General features: G+C 54.9%; 3 protein-coding genes. All 3 read right to left on the reverse strand.

Translation table 11 applies throughout. The annotated features are described in order from the left end of the window. Window positions 1-65 precede the first annotated feature (65 nt). The 3 genes from NST23_RS14565 to NST23_RS14575 are packed head-to-tail and all read right to left on the reverse strand — an operon-like array spanning window position 66 to window position 18,752. Window positions 66-4,709, reverse strand: coding sequence for a type I polyketide synthase (locus NST23_RS14565; RefSeq protein ID WP_340963976.1), 4,644 nt, complete (start codon window positions 4,707-4,709; stop codon window positions 66-68). Then, window positions 4,702-17,595 (reverse strand): non-ribosomal peptide synthetase/type I polyketide synthase, encoded by a 12,894-nt coding sequence (locus NST23_RS14570; protein WP_340963978.1) that lies wholly within the window; start codon window positions 17,593-17,595, stop codon window positions 4,702-4,704. Before NST23_RS14570 ends, NST23_RS14565 begins: the two co-directional genes overlap by 8 nt. Next, window positions 17,592-18,752, reverse strand: a complete 1,161-nt coding sequence (locus tag NST23_RS14575) for an acyl-CoA dehydrogenase family protein (RefSeq protein WP_340963982.1) — start codon at window positions 18,750-18,752, stop codon at window positions 17,592-17,594. Before NST23_RS14575 ends, NST23_RS14570 begins: the two co-directional genes overlap by 4 nt. Window positions 18,753-18,771 lie beyond the last annotated feature (19 nt).

Below are 18,771 nucleotides of genomic sequence, written 5' to 3' on the forward strand. Positions count from 1 at the left end.
ATCACCTTTTTGGTTAAATGGGGAAAACGTCTTGACCGTTTACATGCCCATGGATTAGCTCGTTCTCACTCTCTCTTTCTCAGCTCTGCTTGTCTGGCCAAAAGCTCCCTTCCGGCGACTTCCCGCTCTTTCAGCCTTGTTGCCTCGCCTTCATCGCCTGTTCCGGTTTCACCTGCCTGGATGCTTTTCGCCAAGCTGGCAATGGTCGGATTGGCAAACAGGTCGACAATCGGGATCGGCTTGTGGAACTCTTCTTCCAGAAGCGATTTGATGCGAATCAATGTCAAAGAGGTGGCACCCAACTCAAAAAAGTTGTCGTTGGTGCTGATCTCCTCAATCCCCAAAAACGTCTCCCAAATTTCTGCGATTCTTTGTTCGACGTGATTGGACGGCTTTTCATAGTCGACCATCGCGGAAGTGCTTTTCCGTTTTTGGCGAGCGCTTTTCGGCATGGCGACAGCATTGGCTTTTCCTGCGGGCTGCTCCAAGAACCGTATCCACTGATCCAGCCGCGCTTCCAAATCACCGGGGGAATGCACAAGATGGTGCAAGCGATCCATCGATAATACTCTGCGGAGCGCTTCGATCCCTTCTTCCGGCGTCATGGCCAGATCGCCGATCGAAGACTGATACCTCGCCGCCGCTTTCTCACGGCTCCGCCATGCTTCCCAGTCAATCGTTTTCCATTTCACGCTGCGCTGTCTGTTTCGCTTGATCGTATAGGCATCCATGAACACATTCGCCGCCGCATACGCAGCAAAGCCATACCCGCCCAGCACAGCCGCTGTCGAGGACATAAGCAGACAAAAATCAAGTGATTTTTGCTCCAATATTTGATCGAGGACGAGCACCCCGTCCATTTTCGGCTGAAAAATCGCCTGGCAAAGCCCCTCGTCCAGCTGGTCAATCGCATGGAAAAAGTGATCTCCCATGTTCGCTGCGCAATGGAAGACGCCATGGATCGTCCCGTGAGCGGCTTCGATCTCGGCTATCGCATTGGACATCTGCAAATAGTCATCGACTTGCGCCCGGTAAACTTCGATAGTGGCTCCCGCTTGCTCTGCGTCGAGCATTTCGCGGATGCGCATACTTCGCTCGTCCTTTTCTCCGTGCTCGGCAAGCCATGCTGCCCATTCCTGCTTCACCGGGAATGATCGTTGAATGATGGCAATCGTCGCCTGATAATGCTTGGCCAAATAGCTGCCGATCATCCAGCCGATCATGCCTGCGCCCCCGGTAATTACATAAACGCCGTTTTGGCGAAAAGGCTCTGTCTTCGGCTCTGTGACCTTGACAGGCTGATAACTTGGAACCCAGCGCTGGAAATGACGGTACGCGACCAACCGATCTGCCGACTCGTGCGCAAGCTCTTCCAGCAGCATCTGGGCCATCTGCTTGGCAGCTTCCCCGGCTTCGAGCTCGGCGGACGAAATATCAACGGTCAGCTGGCGGATGTTGTGCATCTCTTGGGGAATGACGTGCCCTAACCCAATCAGCGGCGAGTGCTCGGGAAACAGCGTCTCCTGTCCGGTCACAGCCACGGCTTCATTCGTCACGACTGCCATGCGGACGACTCTGTGCCTGTCCAGGCGCTGCAAGCCTCGCGCTGTATGCATGACGCTGTAAAAGCCTGTTTGCTGCGTCTTGTGCAAGGCAAACACATCCAGAGGGGCGCTCGGCTTTTGTCCGGCGCTCCACAAATGCAGCACATGGTCGATTCGCAGCTTTTGCTCTTGCATGCTGGCAAAAAGATTTTCGTAATCCGCGGAAGAAGCCGGATTTACCACATATCCTTGACTGCTCGCGGCAAATTCCGCACCGCTGTAAACGACGATGGGAACTTGTCCGGCAGACGACAGCTGGCGAATCAGCTCGTCGCAAAGCGAGTCCCGATTGGCGAAGACGAGATACGTTTGGTGAGCTGGCGGCTGAGCGGCAAGCGGCAACACTTTTTGCTGCCAAAGAGGGGCATAAAACCAATCCTCGATCTGCGGCTTCTTTTGCAAGTTCTTTTTCGCGGATGCTTGCTTGTCGTGCAGCATGTGAAACGGATTGCCGTCCAGCCAATGATAGTCACGCTCAAACGGATAAGTCGGCAAGGAAAGTCTGTTTCGCTTCTCGGACTGGTACAGCTTTGTCCAGTCGACAGTATGGCCTGCTCCCCACAGTTGGCCCAGACGGGTGTACAAGTAATACAGGTCGTCTACTTTTTCCTGCGGATTTCGGATGATATTGAGAATCGTATGGGCCGAGTCGCGTTGAACAAAATAGCGCAGCAGAGCACTCAGATTCCGGTCTGGTCCCACTTCGACAAAAGTTAGCGCGTCTTCTTGCAAAATGTGTTGCAGACCGCGAGCAAAGCGGATCGGGTCCGTCAGCTGTCTCGCCCAGTAGCCAGGGTCTGTTGCCTGTTCAGCCGTGATCCACTCCCCGGTCATATTGGAAATAAACGAGATATGAGGGGGATGAAGCTGAATCTGCCGCATTTCCTCCTCGAACGCCTGTCTGATCGGCTCCATTAAAGCCGAGTGCAGCGCATGGGCAGTATCCAGGCGAATGCCTAGCTGTTTTTGGGACTTCAGTTGTTCCTCAAACTGCTCCACCGCTGCTCTCGTTCCTCCGACGACACAAGACGGCCCGTTGACGATGCACAAGGAGAGCGTTTCCGGAAGCAATGGCAAAAGCTCTGCTTCTGTCAGCGGGACGCTCAGCATCGCTCCCTCTTCGGTCTGCTTGATGAGCTGGCCTCTTCGGATAATCACGCGAATGGCGTCCTCTAGCGCAAACACCCCTGCCAGGCAGGCGGCCGCAAATTCCCCGAAGCTGTAGCCGATCATATAATCAGGCTTGACGTCTAGCTCCATCAGATACTTGCCGAGAGCGTACTCGAAAATGAAGACCACAAGCTGGCTAATGTCGATCTGCCTGATTTTTTGCATGGCTTGCTCGCGATCCGTTTGTGGAAAGAACCACTCTTTGCTCGGCACATCCAAGTAACGGTCGAGTATCGCAAAGCAGTGATCCAGCTCTTTGCGGAACAACGGCTCAGATCGGTACAGCCCGAGGCCCATCTCCACGTATTGATTGCCCAGCCCCGGAAACATGAAGACGATTTTCTTGTCGGCCTGCTCGACAACGCTTGTAAACAGCTTCCGCGAGCGCTTTCCTGTTTCGTTTCCAACGGACTGCAAAACCTCAGTCAATTCATCCGTATGGCTGGCGACGACAAAGCGCCTGTGCTCGAAAGCCTTTCTTCCAACCTGGAGAGTAAACGCCAAATCTGCCAAGGAAACATCCGGGTTTTTACGGATATAGTCGAGCAAATTCAGGCTGGACTGGTCCAGGGCGGTTTCACTTTTCGCCGAAAGCAGGATAAGCTGCGAGTCTCTGCCCTTCGCGGACTTAGGCAGCGGCGGCGCTTCCTCCAGGATGACATGGGCGTTTGTGCCGCCGATCCCGAAAGAGCTTACTCCGGCCCGCAATGTGTCTTGGATGGCAGTCAAATCGAACAGCCTGGCATTGATCTCAAAGGGCGAGTCAGACAAGTCAATTTTCGGATTCAGCTTTTGAAAGTGCAAAGTCGGCGGCAGTAACTTATGCTGCAAACTGAGCGTTGCCTTGATGAGCCCTGCAACTCCTGCCGCTGCGTCGAGGTGGCCGATATTGGACTTGACCGAGCCGATCAGGCACGTGCCTTCCTCGCTGGCAAAAGCCGTGCGCAATGCTTCCAGCTCAATCGGATCGCCGAGTACGGTTCCTGTGCCGTGCGTCTCGACAAAGTGAATGTCGGCAAAATCTACCTCGGCCAATTGCTGGGCCGTCTGAATCACCTCGACTTGCCCTTCCACGCTTGGAGCCGTGTAGGCGCTTTTCCGATCTCCGTCGTTGTTGATCGCGGAACCTTTGATGACCGCATAAATGTGATCTCCGTCCGCGATTGCTTCTTCATAGCGCTTCAAGACGACAACCCCTGCCCCATTGCCTGGCACGGAGCCTTGACTATCTGCGTCAAACGGCTTGCAGTGCCCGTCCGGCGACAGGATCATGCCCTCCTGATACTGGTAGCCGGACTTCAACGGCAAGGAGATGCTGACACCCCCAGCCAGAGCAAGGTCGCACTCGCCGTTCAGCAATGCCTGCGCAGCGAGATGGACCGCGACAAGCGATGTCGAGCATGCCGTGTTGACGGTCATGCTCGGCCCTTTCAAATTCAGCCGATGGGCAATCTGCATCGACATAAAATCTTTGTTTGCGAGCTGGTTGGCCGAAAACGGACCGAGCAGTTGGGCGCTCTCTGACAAAAAAGCGAGGGACTGCCAGTAAAGACTGCTGGCAGCTCCCGCGTACAGACCGATCAAACCAGAGTACGTGTCAGTGCAATAACCCGCATCTTCAAGCGCTTCCCAAACGCATTCGTGAAAAATGCGCACCTGCGGGTCCATGACCTCTGCTTCAAGCGGTGAATAGTTGAAAAAGGAGGCGTCGAAATATTCGCTGTTCTCCAGGTAGCCTTTTGCCGGAACGTAGTCTGGATGGGCGAGCAGCTCCGGGTCGATGCCGCTCTTTTCCAGTTCTTCCCGGGAGAAAAACGCGATCGCTTCTGTGCCATTGACCAGATTGCGCCAAAAGCCTGCGATGTCCAGCGCTCCCGGAAATCTTCCCGACATGCCGATAATGGCAATCTCAAGTCCGTTTACTTGTTTACTCATCGCTATTTGTCCCTTTTCTTTTTGATAGTCGCTGTGATCGTTTGGCATTGCCTTGCAGCAATCGCTCTTTGCGTTCCGGCACTGTCATCGTTTGCGACTTGCCTGCGTGCGCCTTCTGACTCGTGTAAGCCAGGAAAGATTCGATGGTGCGATATCGGTACAGATTGGCGATCGAAATAGTTGGATCGAGCTGCTCCGTCAAGCGCTTGTGCAAGTGGATGACGCTGAGCGAGTTTCCTCCGAGCTGGAAAAAGTCGTCACGGATGCTGACCTTCTCGATTTGCAGCACTTCTTTCCAGATCAGCGACAGTTGTTTTTCCTGCTCGGTTTTGGGCAGAACGGCTCTTTCCTTTTCCACGTTCAATGGCATGCGGGAAAGCGCCTTTCTGTCGATTTTTCCACTGGACGTATGCGGAAGCGCAGGGAGCTGCTGATAGTGCAGCGGAACCATGTAAACAGGCAAGTGCCGCTGCAAATACGCCTGTAGCTGGCCTGAATCGATCTGTTCTGTCGCGCTGTAATACGCGCAAAGCATTTTGCTCTCCGCTTGTGTTCCCTGGCTGACCACGGCAACCGTCTCGATCTTGTCTGTATAGGACTGGATCGCCGATTCGATCTCCCCCAGTTCAATCCGGAAACCGCGCAGCTTGATTTGGGTGTCTTTTCTACCCAAGTAGGCAATGTTTCCGTCTTCCAGCCAACGGGCCAGGTCGCCCGTGAAGTACAACCGTTCTCCGGGAAGCAGCGGCAGTTCCCTGAATTTTTCGGCGGTCAGCTCCGGGCGGTTGAGGTAGCCTTTTGCCAGCTGGATGCCAGCGATGCACAGCTCTCCCGGCACGCCAATCGGCGCCAAGCCGCCTTCTTCGGTGACGATGTACAGGCGGGTATTCGCTACTGGTTTGCCGATCGGAATTAGCCGATCTTCTGCCCGCACTTCATAGAACGTCACGTCAATCGACGCCTCGGTAGGGCCGTACAGGTTGTGCAGCTCTACTTCCGGCATTTTTCGGAAGAAGCGGTCTTTCACTTCGATGCTTAGCTCTTCGCCGCTGCAAATGCAGCGCTTGAGGCGGGAAAAGGAAGCTTCTTCATCCGCGTTGTCCGGCAAGGCGTGGAGAAACGCTGCCAGCATGGACGGTACAAAGTGCAGCGTTGTCACTTTTTGTTCGTCGATGAGACGATACAGATACTCGGGGTCTTTTTCTCCGCCTGGTTTGGCGAAGCAGAGTATCCCTCCGATCATGAGCGGCAAAAATAGCTCCCATACCGAAACGTCAAACGTATAGGTCGTCTTTTGCAGCACGATCTCGTTTTCGTCCATGCCGTAATGCGCCGCCATCCAGCACAAGCGATTGGACATGCCGCCGTGCGTTAGCATGACTCCTTTTGGCTGGCCTGTGGAGCCGGATGTGTAGAGCACATACGCCAGGTCATCCGGCAAAAGCGGTACACCGGGGTTGGTGCGTTCATAGCTGGCGTACTGCGCTTCGTCTTCCAAATCGTAGACGGCGACATCCGCAAAAACGGCTTGATCGACCAATCCGGTTTGACTGAGGACGATGCGCATTCCGCTGTCTTCGAGCAAATACTGAATCCGTTCGGCCGGCGTGGCGGGGTCGATCGGCAAGTAGGCCGCGCCTGCCTTTTCAATCGCCAGCAGCCCGATGATCATCGCCAAGGAGCGCTCTGCCATGATGCCGACGATCTCGTTTTTCTCGCAGCCTTGCTCAAGCAAGAACCGCGCTACTTGATTCGCACGCTCGTTCAGCTCGCGATAAGTCAGGCTCTGCCCTTCGCATATCACCGCTTGCTCGTCACCGCGCTCTTTTGCCTGCGCTTCGATGAGCGCCACCACGCTTCGGCTCCAGTCCTCATCCACTTGCGTCTGGTTGAAACCGTCCCGCAGCAGTTGTTCTTCCTCCGCAGAAATCAAGCGAATTTCTTTAATCGGCTGCTCAGGAGCCTGCAAAATTTCTTGAAGGATTTGCGTATAATGCTTGCCCATGCGCTCCACCGTGGAGGCGGCAAACAACGCCGTCGCGTACTCCAGCGCAAACCCCATCTGCCCTTGCTCTTCCCACGCTTGCAGCATCAGGTCAAACTTGGCGATGCCGCTGTGAATGTCCTGGCGTTGCACGTCCAGCCCGCGAATGCGCAATTGGCTGCGATCGCGCTGCTCCCACGCGAACATCGTGTCAAACAACGGGTTGCGGCTGAGGTCCCTCTCTTTTTCCACCTGCTGCACCAGCTCTTCAAACGGGTACGTCTGGTGCTCAAACGCTTGCAAGCAATACGCTTTCAGCTCTTGCAAGTAATCGACTACGCGCTTTTCCCCTGTGGGGTAGCTGCGCAGCGCCAGCGTATTGACAAAAGCCCCAACCGTCTCTTCGGTTTCCGCGCCGATCCGTCCACCAACCGGAGTCCCGACCATGATTTCTTGCTGCCCGCTGTATTTCGCCAGCAAGATCGAGAAGCAACCGAACAGCAGCATGTACGGCGTCAACTGCTGTGCGCGGCAAAATTCGCGGAGCGCAGACGCTTGCTCGTCCGTCCACACAAACCGCCTCAGGTCGCCAGCAAAATGCTTGATCGGTGGGCGGCGGTAATCGGTTGGCAAATCGAGCGTTTCGTAGCCGTCCTTATATTGCTGCAGCCAGAAGTCCGCTTCCTTTTGCCAATCGGCCGCGTCCCGGCTTTGCTGCCAGACGGCGAAGTCTTTATACTGCCGCTTCGGCTCCGCCAGCGTCTGTCCGTCGTAATAAGCGAGAAAATCGCTGACCAGTCGTTCAATTGACAATCCGTCGGAAATGATGTGGTGCATGTCGATCAGCATGACGTGGCGGTCGGGCGCAATGCTCACCAGGCGAATCCGCAGCAAAGGCGCTTCGTGCAGCGAGAACGGACGAATGAAGCCTTCCATTGCTTCTTCCACGCTCGCGCCCGGCATCTCCCGCCATTCAAGCGCAAAGGGCGGAGTAGCAGAAGTAGTCAGAGCAGCCGGGGCACTCGGAGTAGCCGAATCACCCAAAACTGCCAAACCACTCGGAGCAACCGAAGCACCCAGAACTGCCGAAGCACCCGGAACTGCCGAATCACTCGGAGCAACCGAATCACCTGGAACTGCCGAACCACTCGGAGCAGCCAACTCACTCGGAACTGCCGAAACACTCGGAGTAGCCGAAGCACTCGGAGCAGCCAACGCACTCGGAACTGCCGGAGTACCCAAAACTGCCAAACCACTCGGAGCAGCCGCAACAATCTTTTGCACCAACTCTTGCCCGTTCAACTCAAAATACGTCCGCAACGCCTCATGCCGTTGTAGCAAGCCTTCGCACGCAGCCTGCATCCGCTTCCGGTCGACAGCCCCGTGCAGCAAAAATACGCCCGGAATGTTGTAAGCCGTGCTCGTTTCGTCAAACTGCTGCAACGCATACAGCCGTTTTTGCTGGGAGGAAACCGGATAGTACGGCGCTTCCGCCGCTTTTGGAATCACGTCAGCCGCCTGCGGCGCTTTTTGCCGAATGAGCGGCACTAGCTCCCGGATCGTCGGATGCGCGAACACCTCTTGCATCGTCAGCTGCACCTGGAAGGCGGCGGAAATTTTCGCTTTCAACACAATTGCGGCGAGCGAATTGCCTCCCAACTCAAAAAAGTGAGCGCTAGAGGAAATGTTCTCGATGCCCAATGTCTCTTTGAAAATAGAAGCAAGAAGCTGCCCATCTTCCCCCGCCAACATTTCCGACGCGGCCATATCCCCATCGTCGCTCGCCGTTATGCGTGGCAAAGCTTTTCTGTCGATCTTGCCGCTGGACGTATGCGGAAGCGCAGCGAGCTGCTGATAGTGCACCGGAACCATGTAAGCAGGCAGATGCCGCTGCAAATGTGCTTTCAGCTTGCCAATGTCGACCTTCTCCGTCGCGCTGAAAAACGCGCACAGCACCTTGCTCTCCGCTTGTGTTCCCTGGCTGACCACGACAACCGTCTCGATCTTGTCTGTATAGGACTGGATCGCTGACTCGATTTCTCCTAGTTCAATTCGGAAACCGCGCAGCTTGATTTGCGTGTCTTTTCTGCCCAAGTAGGCAATGTTTCCGTCTTCCAGCCAACGGGCCAGGTCGCCCGTGAAGTACAGCCGTTCTCCGGGGAGCAGCGGCAGTTCCCTGAATTTTTCTGCGGTCAGTTCCGGGCGGTTGAGGTAGCCTTTTGCCAGCTGGATGCCAGCGATGCACAACTCTCCCGGCACGCCAATCGGTGCCAAGCCGCCTTCTTCGGTGACGATGTACAGGCGGGTGTTCGCTACTGGTTTGCCGATCGGAATTAGCCGATCTTCTGCCCGCACTTCATAGAACGTCACGTCAATCGACGCCTCGGTAGGGCCGTACAGGTTGTGCAGCTCTACTCCCGGCATTTTTCGGAAGAAGCGGTCCTTCACTTCGATGCTTAGCTCTTCGCCGCTGCAAATGCAGCGCTTGAGGCGAGAAAAGGAAGCTTCGTCCGCGTTCTCCGGCAAGGTGTGGAGAAACGCTGCCAGCATGGACGGTACAAAGTGCAGCGTTGTCACTGCTTGTTCGCTGATGAGACGATACAGATACTCGGGGTCTTTTTCTCCGCCTGGTTTGGCGAAGCAGAGTACCCCTCCGATCATGAGCGGCAAAAACAGCTCCCATACCGAAACGTCAAACGTATAGGTCGTCTTTTGCAGCACGACTTCCTGTTCGTCCATGCCGTAATGCGCCGCCATCCAGCACAAGCGATTGGACATGCCGCCGTGCGTTAGCATGACTCCTTTTGGCTGGCCTGTGGAGCCGGATGTGTAGAGCACATAGGCCAGGTCATCCGGCAAAAGTGGTACACCCGGGTTTGTGCGTTCATAACTGGCGTACTGCGCTTCGTCTTCCAGATCGTAGACGGCAATCTCAGCAGAATCTGTAAAAGTCATTTGCTCGATCAGCTTTGTTTGGGTCAATACGAGACGAGCGCCGCTGTCTTCGAGCAAATACTGAATCCGTTCGGCTGGTGTGGCGGGGTCGATTGGCAAGTAGGCCGCGCCTGCCTTTTCAATCGCAAGCAGCCCGATGATCATCGCCAAGGAGCGTTCCGCCACAATCCCTACGATCTGGTTTTTCTCGCAACCGTGATCGAGCAAAAAGCGTGCCACCTGATTCGCTCGCTCGTTCAGCTCGCGATAGGTCAGACTCTGTCCTTCGCATATCACTGCTTGCTCGTCGCCGCGCACGCTTGCCTGCTCTTCGATGAGCGCCACCACGCTGCGGCTCCAGTCCTCATCTACACGCGTCTGGTTGAAGCCGTCCCGCAGCAGTTGTTCTTCCTCGGCTGAAATCAAGCGAATTTCCTTGATCGGTTGCTCAGGAGCCTGCAAAATTTCTTGAAGAATTTGCGTATAATGCTTGCCCATGCGCTCCACCGTAGAGGCGGCAAACAACGCCGTCGCGTATTCCAGCGCAAAGCCCATCTGCCCTTGCTCTTCCCACGCTTGCAGCATCAGGTCAAACTTGGCGATGCCGCTGTGGATATCCTGGCGTTGCACGTCCAGCCCGCGAATGCGCAATTGGCTGCGATCGCGCTGCTCCCAGGCGAACATTGTGTCAAACAGTGGGTTACGGCTAAGATCTCGCTCCTTTTCCACCTGCTGCACCAGCTCTTCAAACGGGTACGTCTGGTGCTCAAACGCTTGCAAGCAATACGCTTTCAACTCCTGCAAGTAGTCGACTACGCGCTTTTCCCCTGCCGGGTAGCTGCGCAGCGCCAGCGTATTGACAAAAGCCCCGACCGTCTCTTCGGTCTCCGCGCCGATGCGTCCGCCCACTGGCGTCCCGACCATGATTGCTTGCTGCCCGCTGTATTTCGCCAGCAGGATCGAGAAGCACCCGAACAGCAGCATGTACGGCGTCAACTGCTGTGCGCGGCAAAATTCGCGGAGCGCAGACGCTTGCTCGTCCGTCCACACAAACCGCCTCAGGTCGCCAGCAAAATGCTTGATCGGCGGACGGCGGTAATCGGTTGGCAAATCGAGCGTTTCGTAGCCGTCCCTGTACTGCTGCAGCCAGAAGTCCGCTTCCTTTTGCCAATCGGCTGCGTCCCGGCTTTGTTGCCAGACAGCGAAGTCTTTATACTGCCGCTTCGGCTCCGCCAGCGTCTGTCCGTCATAGTAAGCGAGGAAATCGCTGACCAGCCGTTCAATTGACAATCCGTCGGAAATGCTGTGGTGCATGTCGATCAGCATGACGTGGCGGTCGGGCGCAATGCTCACCAGGCGAATCCGCAGCAAAGGCGCTTCGTGCAGCGAGAACGGACGAATGAAGCCTTCCATTGCTTCTTCCACGCTCGCGCCCGGCATCTCCCGCCATTCAAGCGCAAAGGACGAAGCAACCGCAACAATCCTTTGCACCAACTCCTGCCCGTCCAGCTCAAAATAAGTCCGCAACGCCTCATGCCGTTGCAGCACCCCCTCACACGCAGCCTGCATCCGCTCCCGGTCGACCGTCCCGTGCAGCAAAAATACGCCCGGAATGTTGTACGCCGTGCTCGTTTCATCAAACTGCTGCAACGCATACAGCCGTTTTTGCTGGGACGAAGCCGGATAGTACGGCGCTTCTGCCGCTTTCGGAATCACGATAGCCGCCTGCGGCGCTTTTTGCCGAATGAGCGGCACCAGCTCGCGGATCGTCGGATGCGCGAACACCTCGTGCATCGTCAGTTGCACCTGGAACGCATCCACAAGCTTGGAAATAAACGATACAACCTTGAGCGAGTCAAATCCCGCTTCAAACAAGTCCTCGTCTTCCCCTACATTCGGACCGCCGATGATCTCCCCTACTAACCGCGAGATCACGCTTCCCTCTTCGCTTGCAAACGTATGAACGACTGGAGCGGATTCGGCCACCTGTCCAGACAGTCGCTCCTGCGAATGCGCAGGCGAAAACGAGAGCGATGCCGCGGACTGTAGCGCTGCACTTGCCAAGCGCTTGCCTTTCGCCCGTTTGCCAAACTGGCTGGTGTCAAAACGAAACGCATGGTTCCAGTAACGCTTTTTCGCAAACGGGTATCCCGGCAAAGAAATTCTTCTGCGCCGTTCGCCGTCGTAAAACCGTTTCCAGTCCAGGTCGACCCCATACAGCCACAATTGCGCCACCGTCTTCAAAAGCTGTTCGTCGTCCGCCACTTGCTTTCGCTCCACCCGGATCGTATCGAGCAGCTTTTGGTTGCGCTCAGGGCGCAAAAACCGCTGGGCGAGCATGCAAAGATTTCGTCCCGGCCCAATCTCGATAAATAACGTATGCTCCTGCTGCGCCAGCTTTTGCAACCCTGCCACAAAGCGGACAGGCTCGCGCAAATGCCGCACCCAGTAGCCCGGATCGACCGCTTCCTCTGGCGTGATCGGGTTGCCCGTCAAGCTGGACACAAACGGCAGCACAGGCCGCTGGAACGAAACGCGCTGTACGTATTCGCCAAATTCTGCCAGCATCGAATCCAGCATGTTAGAATGACCCGCGTGGGAAATAGCGAGCCGCATGCTGATGACCTTTTGCTCCTTCAACGCGGCTTCGAATCGGCTGATGTCCTCCTTGCTTCCAGCGACAATACACGATTCCTCGTTCACGGCTGCAATCGACAGCTCATGCGGCAAGATGGAAAGCAAAGCTTCCTCTGCCAAAGGAACCGTCAGCATGACGCCTTCCGGGAGCTTTTCCATGAGCCTGCCTCTGTGATAAGTCAAAATCAAGGCGTCTTCCAACGAGAAAACCCCGGCTATGCACGCCGCGACGTACTCGCCGATGCTGTATCCGATCATGTTCGACGGGGCGGCGCCCCACTCCATCAGCATCCAGGCCAACGAATACTCGATGGCAAAATGCAGCGGCTGGGAAACGCTCTGCCTGTGTATCTCCCGCGCTCCCTGATCATCAGGCTGGTCGGGGTACAAATAGTCCTGATAGCGGACACCCGAGATGTTTTGCAAAATCGCGAAGCATTCATCCAGCTTCTCGCGGAAAAGCGGCTCGTGACGGTAAAGGTCCAAGGCCATATTCACATATTCCGCACCTTGCCCCGAAAACATGAACACAAGCGCAGAAGTTTGCTCGGAAGCGACAAAATCCCATGATTTCCGGGAGTTTTTGTCCGTCAAAACTTCAATCGCTTCCCGCACTTCTGTGCAAAGCAAGACAGAGCGGTGCGAAAAACGTTTGCGCCCTACCTTCAGCGTATAGGCGGCATCGGCCAGCTGGATGCTGTCGTCGCGCTTGAACCGCTCGCCAATCCGTCCCTTCATCTCTTTCAACGCTGCCTCGCTGTGAGCGGACAACGCGATCATTTGGTACCGCCTTTTCGCTGGCGTCTCGATCGCTGGCGGCGCTTCCTCCAAAATCACATGAGCGTTGCTGCCTCCTTGCCCGAATGAACTGACGCCTGCCCGCAGCGGAAACATGTCTTCGTTTTGCAAATCGAGCAGCTGCGTATTGAGGTAAAACGGGGAATTTTCGAAATCGATCTGCCCATTGACCTCTTCGCAATTGATCGTCGGCGGGATCATCCGGTTTTTGAGCGCGAGCGATGTTTTCATCAGTCCGGCAATCCCTGCCGCCGCTTCCAGATGCCCGATATTCGTCTTGACGGAGCCGAGCCCGCAGTAATTTTTCTTGTCCGTGTCGAAGGCCAGTTTGAGCCCTTCCACTTCAACAGGATCGCCCAATGCCGTTCCCGTTCCATGCGCTTCGACATAGTGAATCTGCGCCGCTTCGATCCCGGACCGTTCGATCGCTTTTTGAATCACGGCCGCTTGTCCTTCCGCACTTGGAGCCGAATAGCCCACTTTGCGGTTTCCGTCATTATTGACAGCCGTGGACTTCAAAACAGAGTAAATATGATCTCCATCTGCCAGCGCATCTTTGAGACGTTTTAAGACGACTAGCCCAACCCCGTTTCCGGTGACAGTCCCGGTCGCTTTTTTGTCAAAGGCGCGGCAATGTCCGTCTTTGGATAAAACCATCCCCTCCTGATGGACATATCCGGCTTCATCCAGCAAAGTAACCGCAGCCGCCCCTGCAACGGCGATGTCGCAGTCTCCAAAAAGCAAGTCCTTGTAAGCCCGATCAACTGCCACGAGCGAAGTCGAGCAGGCTGCCTGGACAGTGATCGCTGGCCCGCGCAAATTCATCCGGTAAGCAATCAGCGTCGCGAACGAATTGCTGTTGACGTGATAAATTTGGTATTGCTCAGAAGCGTAAAGCGATGGAGAGAACGTCTCCGGCACCCAATAAATATTGTAGGCAGAGCCGACATACAAACCGATAGAGCCTGGATACGCTTCCGGCTCGTACCCCGCATCCTCCAGGGCATGCCACGCGCACTCATGCAGCAAGCGAATTTGCGGGTCCATCCACTCGGCTTCCGCTACGGTATAGCCAAAAAATTCGGCGTCAAAGCAATCGATATCGTCGAGCTTTCCTTTCGCCTTGACATAATGCGGATTGTTCCACAGTTCGCGATCGATGCCGAGCGCTTCCATTTCTTCATCGCTGTAAAACTTGATTGCCTCGTTGCCGCTGACGAGATTGCGCCAAAACTGCTCCTTGTCAGCCGCTCCCGGAAATCGGCCTGCCATTCCGATGATCGCAACATCGGTGTCTTGAATATCCACAGTGCGGGGCTTGGCCGCTTTGGGCTTTTCGGCTGAAGGCTTGGCCGTCCGGCTCTCCCCTGTTGCTTTTGCGTGGAAGTAGTTTGCCAATTCATGAATCGTCGGATAGGTGAAAATGGTCTGCACCGGAACGTCCGTGTTCATTTCCGCTTTCAACTCATTGCACAAGCGGATGACGTTGATCGAGTCGCCGCCGACATCAAAAAACCGATCGTGTATGCCCACCCGCTCGATTTCCAGCACGTTTTTCCACGTCTCAGCAATCTTCGCTTCCAGCTTGCTTTTCGGCTCGATCGTATGTTCCAACAAATGCAGCGGGTCTTTTTGCATTTGCACCAACGCTTTGCGATCCACTTTCAAATTGCGGGTGTACGGAATTTCCGGTATCCGGTAGCAAGCAGACGGAATGGCGTAATGCGGCAGCCTCGTTTTGAGAAACGCTTTGCAAGCTGTCCAGTTGAAACCGCTGTCGACCACCAAGTAGGCAGCCAGGGCTGACTCGTTCTTTTCTTTTATTTCGATGACGACGACATCTTTGACCGGGGAAAAATCCTTCAAGGCGCTTTCCACCTCGGCCATCTCTATGCGGTGCCCGCGGATTTTGACCTGATGGTCTTTTCTCCCGACAAACTGCAAGGAGCCATCCGGCAGCCAATAGGCGTAGTCGCCCGTACAATATAACCGCTCGCCCGGCTGAAACGGGTTGGCTATGAACTTTTCGGCGGTGAGCAGCGGCTGGTTCAAGTACCCCTTCCCCAGACCTTTCCCGAAAATACACACTTCTCCCGGATAGCCAAGCGGGCGCAGCGTTCTCTCATTCGACAAAAGATAGATGCCTACATTGGCAATCGGCTTGCCGACAGAAATCGTTTCTTCAAGCCGCTGGATCGTAGACCATACTGTCGTTTCCGTCGGGCCGTACACATTGTAGATAGACTGCTTTGTGATCGCGCGCAACGATTTGTACAAATCTTCCGATAACGTTTCTCCGCCGATCAAAATCTTTTGCAGCTGCTGCAGACTGCTCGCTCGCGCCGATTGCACAAGCAGCTTCATCCGCGATGGCGTCGCCTGGAGAATCGTCACCGACTCAGCTTCGATCAGCTTCATGATTTCATCCGGGTCCTTGAGCACCGCATCGCTCGCCAGTGTCATTTTCATTCCCCAGCAGAGCGGCGCCAATGACTCCAGGACAAAAATATCAAACGAGTAGGCAGCGAGCGCCAGAACGGTATGTTCGGGTTCAAAACCGATTTCCCGTTCCATTGCGTACAGAAAATTCACGACATTTTCATGCGAGATCATGACTCCCTTGGGCACTCCGGTCGATCCAGAAGTATAGATCACGTATGCCAGATCATCGGAAGTCGCTTGAGGGACTGTTACCGCCACTTCCCGAGCGTATTGCTGCAAGTCGCGCAGACTGTACTCTGCTTCGCTTTCTGCCTGATCCATGCACACAACGGTTTGGAGTAGCGGACACTTGGTTTTAAGCCCAGCCAACACATCCGTGAATTTCTGGACGGACACCACCACATTGGCACAAGCGTCGGAAAGCATCGTCGCGCAGCGTTCCAGCGGCAGCGTCGGCTCCAACGGCAAATAAGCGCCACCGGATTTCAAAATACCGAGCAGCGCGATCACCAGCTCCGGCCGCCTATCCATGAACAAGCCCACGACCTGGTTCGGTTGAACGCCCGCGTCCTGTAATAAATTCGCCAACTGGTTCGCCTGCTCATTCATTTGCCGATACGTAAAAGAACGGCCTTCGTATGTCAGGGCGATGCGCTCAGGCGTTTTGTCCACTTGCTCTTCGAATAGCTGATGGATCGTTTTCCCCGTGGGCAGAGCCACTTTCGTATTGACCCATTCGCCCAGCAGCTTCTGTTTCTCTTCGGGAAACAGAAAGTCAACCGTGCGAATCGTTTCCAGTGGCTGCTCCACCAGATACGTCAAAATCATTTTGTAGCGCGCACAAAGCTCCTGCACGAACGCTTCGCTGTAGACGCGGCAGTCGTAGTCGACAACAAGCTCGATCGTCTCCCACAACGTAATAAAGATCGTGAGCGGATAATTGGTTTCTTCTCTATATGAAAAGGAATCGATGACGAAATTCCGATTTTTCGAATGCGGTTGAAGCGGATAATTTTCAATGACGAGCACCGTATCAAACAGCTCTTTTTCAAAAGGCAGTCCACTGTATTTTTTAATATCCCGCAACGGTGTGGAGCCATAATGCTTGCGGGCATTCATCGAAGCAAACACCCGCTCCAAAAATGCCTGGAGGGATTCGTCCGGGTCGATCGCCAATCGCAGCGGCAACGTATTGATGAACAAGCCCACCATCTTGTCTATGCCATCGAGAGACTCCTCCCTCCCCGAGACGGTCGTGCCAAAAACCACGTCTTTGCTGTCTGCATAAAAATAGTGGAGCAACGCCCATGCCCCGTACAGGTAGCAGCTGATCGCATGCTTTCCTTGGCGTTTGATTTCAGCATGAAGCGACTGCGGGATGTCCAGCCGGGCCTGTTTTTTCTCCGTGGTGTGCTTGCTTGCACGAGACTGATTGGCCGGGATAATCTCTTGCAACCAGAGCGGATTTACTTCTTGCAGATAAGTTTTCCAGAACGTTTCTTGCTCTGCCTTGTCTTTTTGCTGGACCGACTTGATAAAGTCTTTGAATTTTCGCTTCGCCGCAACGGTCGGCTGGCGCTGCTCCAGCAACTGCTGATACGTCTCCATGAACTCAGCCAAAAGAATGCCCGTGCTCCACCCGTCGAACAAAATATGGTGGTGACTCAGGATCAGCTGATAGTCCTCGTCTCCCAATTTGTACAGGCTGACGCGAAACGCGCCTTCCCGCAGATCAAACTTGTTTGCCCGATCTTCGTCCAGCAGGTTAGCCACAAACGTGTCGCGGTCCGCGGTCACCTGTGCCGATACATCCACATAGCGCAAAAAGTCCGGCAGCTCTTTGAGGATGATGAGAAGAGGCGCTTTGACCCCTTCCCATCGAAAAACGGCACGCAGCATCTCGTTGACAGAGACGACGTGCCGCCATGCCTGTTGAAATGCAGCGATATGGACAGCCGAGGAAACATGCAAGCTGATTTGCTCAAAATAGAGGGAGCTGTCTGGTTCTTTCAAGTAATGAAACAGCATCCCTTCTTGCATCGGACTGAGAGAAATGATGTCGCTGACTTGATTGGCATCTAATTTTTTCATACTTCCGTAATCCTTTTTGGCTGATAGTAGCGGTTCGCGCCGTGCATGGCGATGATTTGCTGCTGAATTTGCGAAGACCCTTCAATGATCTCCAAAATTTTCGCCTCCCGGAAAAGACGTTCGACTGGATACAGGTTGCAGCAGCCGTTCGCGCCAAGCACCTGAACGGCATCGGAGGCAACCTTGTTGGCTACTACCGAGGAAAAGTATTTCGCCATCGTCGTTTGCACAATCGCGTCCGGATGATTGTCGGCTCGCATGCGAGCGGCTTCCCGGCAGAGCGAGCGAGCAGCATGAACGTTCGTCACGGCATCGCCGATGATGCCTTTGATCAGTTGAAAGTTGAAAATTTTCTGCCCGGACTGGTTTCTTTTGCGCGCATACGTAACCATCACTTCCAGGGCTTCCTGCGCCAGTCCGACGCCCATCCAGGCGACATTAAACCGCCCCTGGTCGAGCGCGAAGTTGGCAATGCCCGTGAAGCCCATTCCTTCCTTGCCGATCAGCTTGTCCGCGTCCACTTCCACATCGTGCAGCTCGATATCGGCAAGCTGGGAAGCTGCGCAGGAAAGCAGCCCTTCGATTTTGCGAATGTGGACACCCTCTTGCTCGCGGTCGACGAGGAAAGCACTGATCGCGTTCGTCGTCGGATCGGAGGCAATGACGATAAAAAAGTCGGCGATCTCCCCAAACGAGATCCATTTTTTGCGCCCGGTAATCCGATACTTGTCGCCCGCTTTTTCGTAGGAGGTTTTCACATCTTTGGCGCCGCTTCCTACTCCCGGTTCGGTTAAAGCAAAAGCCCCGACCTTCTCGCCCCTTGCGATGGGCAGCACGTACTGTGCTTTTTGGTAGTCGCTGCCCCAACGGATGAGCGTTTCGCCTACCAGCCCGGTCGTAACCGTCAGCAGCATCGCGGCAGACAGAGCGCCTTTTCCGATCTCTTCAACCAGGTTCCCGTATTCGAGGGGGGGCAGCTGCAAGCCCCCGTACTGTGCTGGAAAGCTTGCAGCCAAGTAGCGCTTTTCCCCCATTTTTTTGATCAGCTCGCGTGAAAGCGCTTTTTGTTGTTCAAATTCGGCAGCAAACGGTCTGATTTCTTCTTCTGCAAACTGTTTTACTTCTTCCAGAATGCTGTGTGGGCTTGTTATTGTCATATTTATTCAATCCCCATCA

The sequence above is a fragment of the Brevibacillus sp. FSL K6-0770 genome (genome assembly GCF_038000275.1).
Taxonomy (GTDB): Bacteria; Bacillota; Bacilli; order Brevibacillales; family Brevibacillaceae; genus Brevibacillus; species Brevibacillus parabrevis.

Bases quoted from the DNA above. Each gene is read 5' to 3' on its own strand.
- NST23_RS14565 (WP_340963976.1), bottom strand. From the start codon at position 4,709: ATGAGTAAACAAGTAAACGGACTTGAGATTGCCATTATCGGCATGTCG.
- NST23_RS14570 (WP_340963978.1), bottom strand. From the start codon at position 17,595: ATGAAAAAATTAGATGCCAATCAAGTCAGCGACATCATTTCTCTCAGT.
- NST23_RS14575 (WP_340963982.1), bottom strand. From the start codon at position 18,752: ATGACAATAACAAGCCCACACAGCATTCTGGAAGAAGTAAAACAGTTT.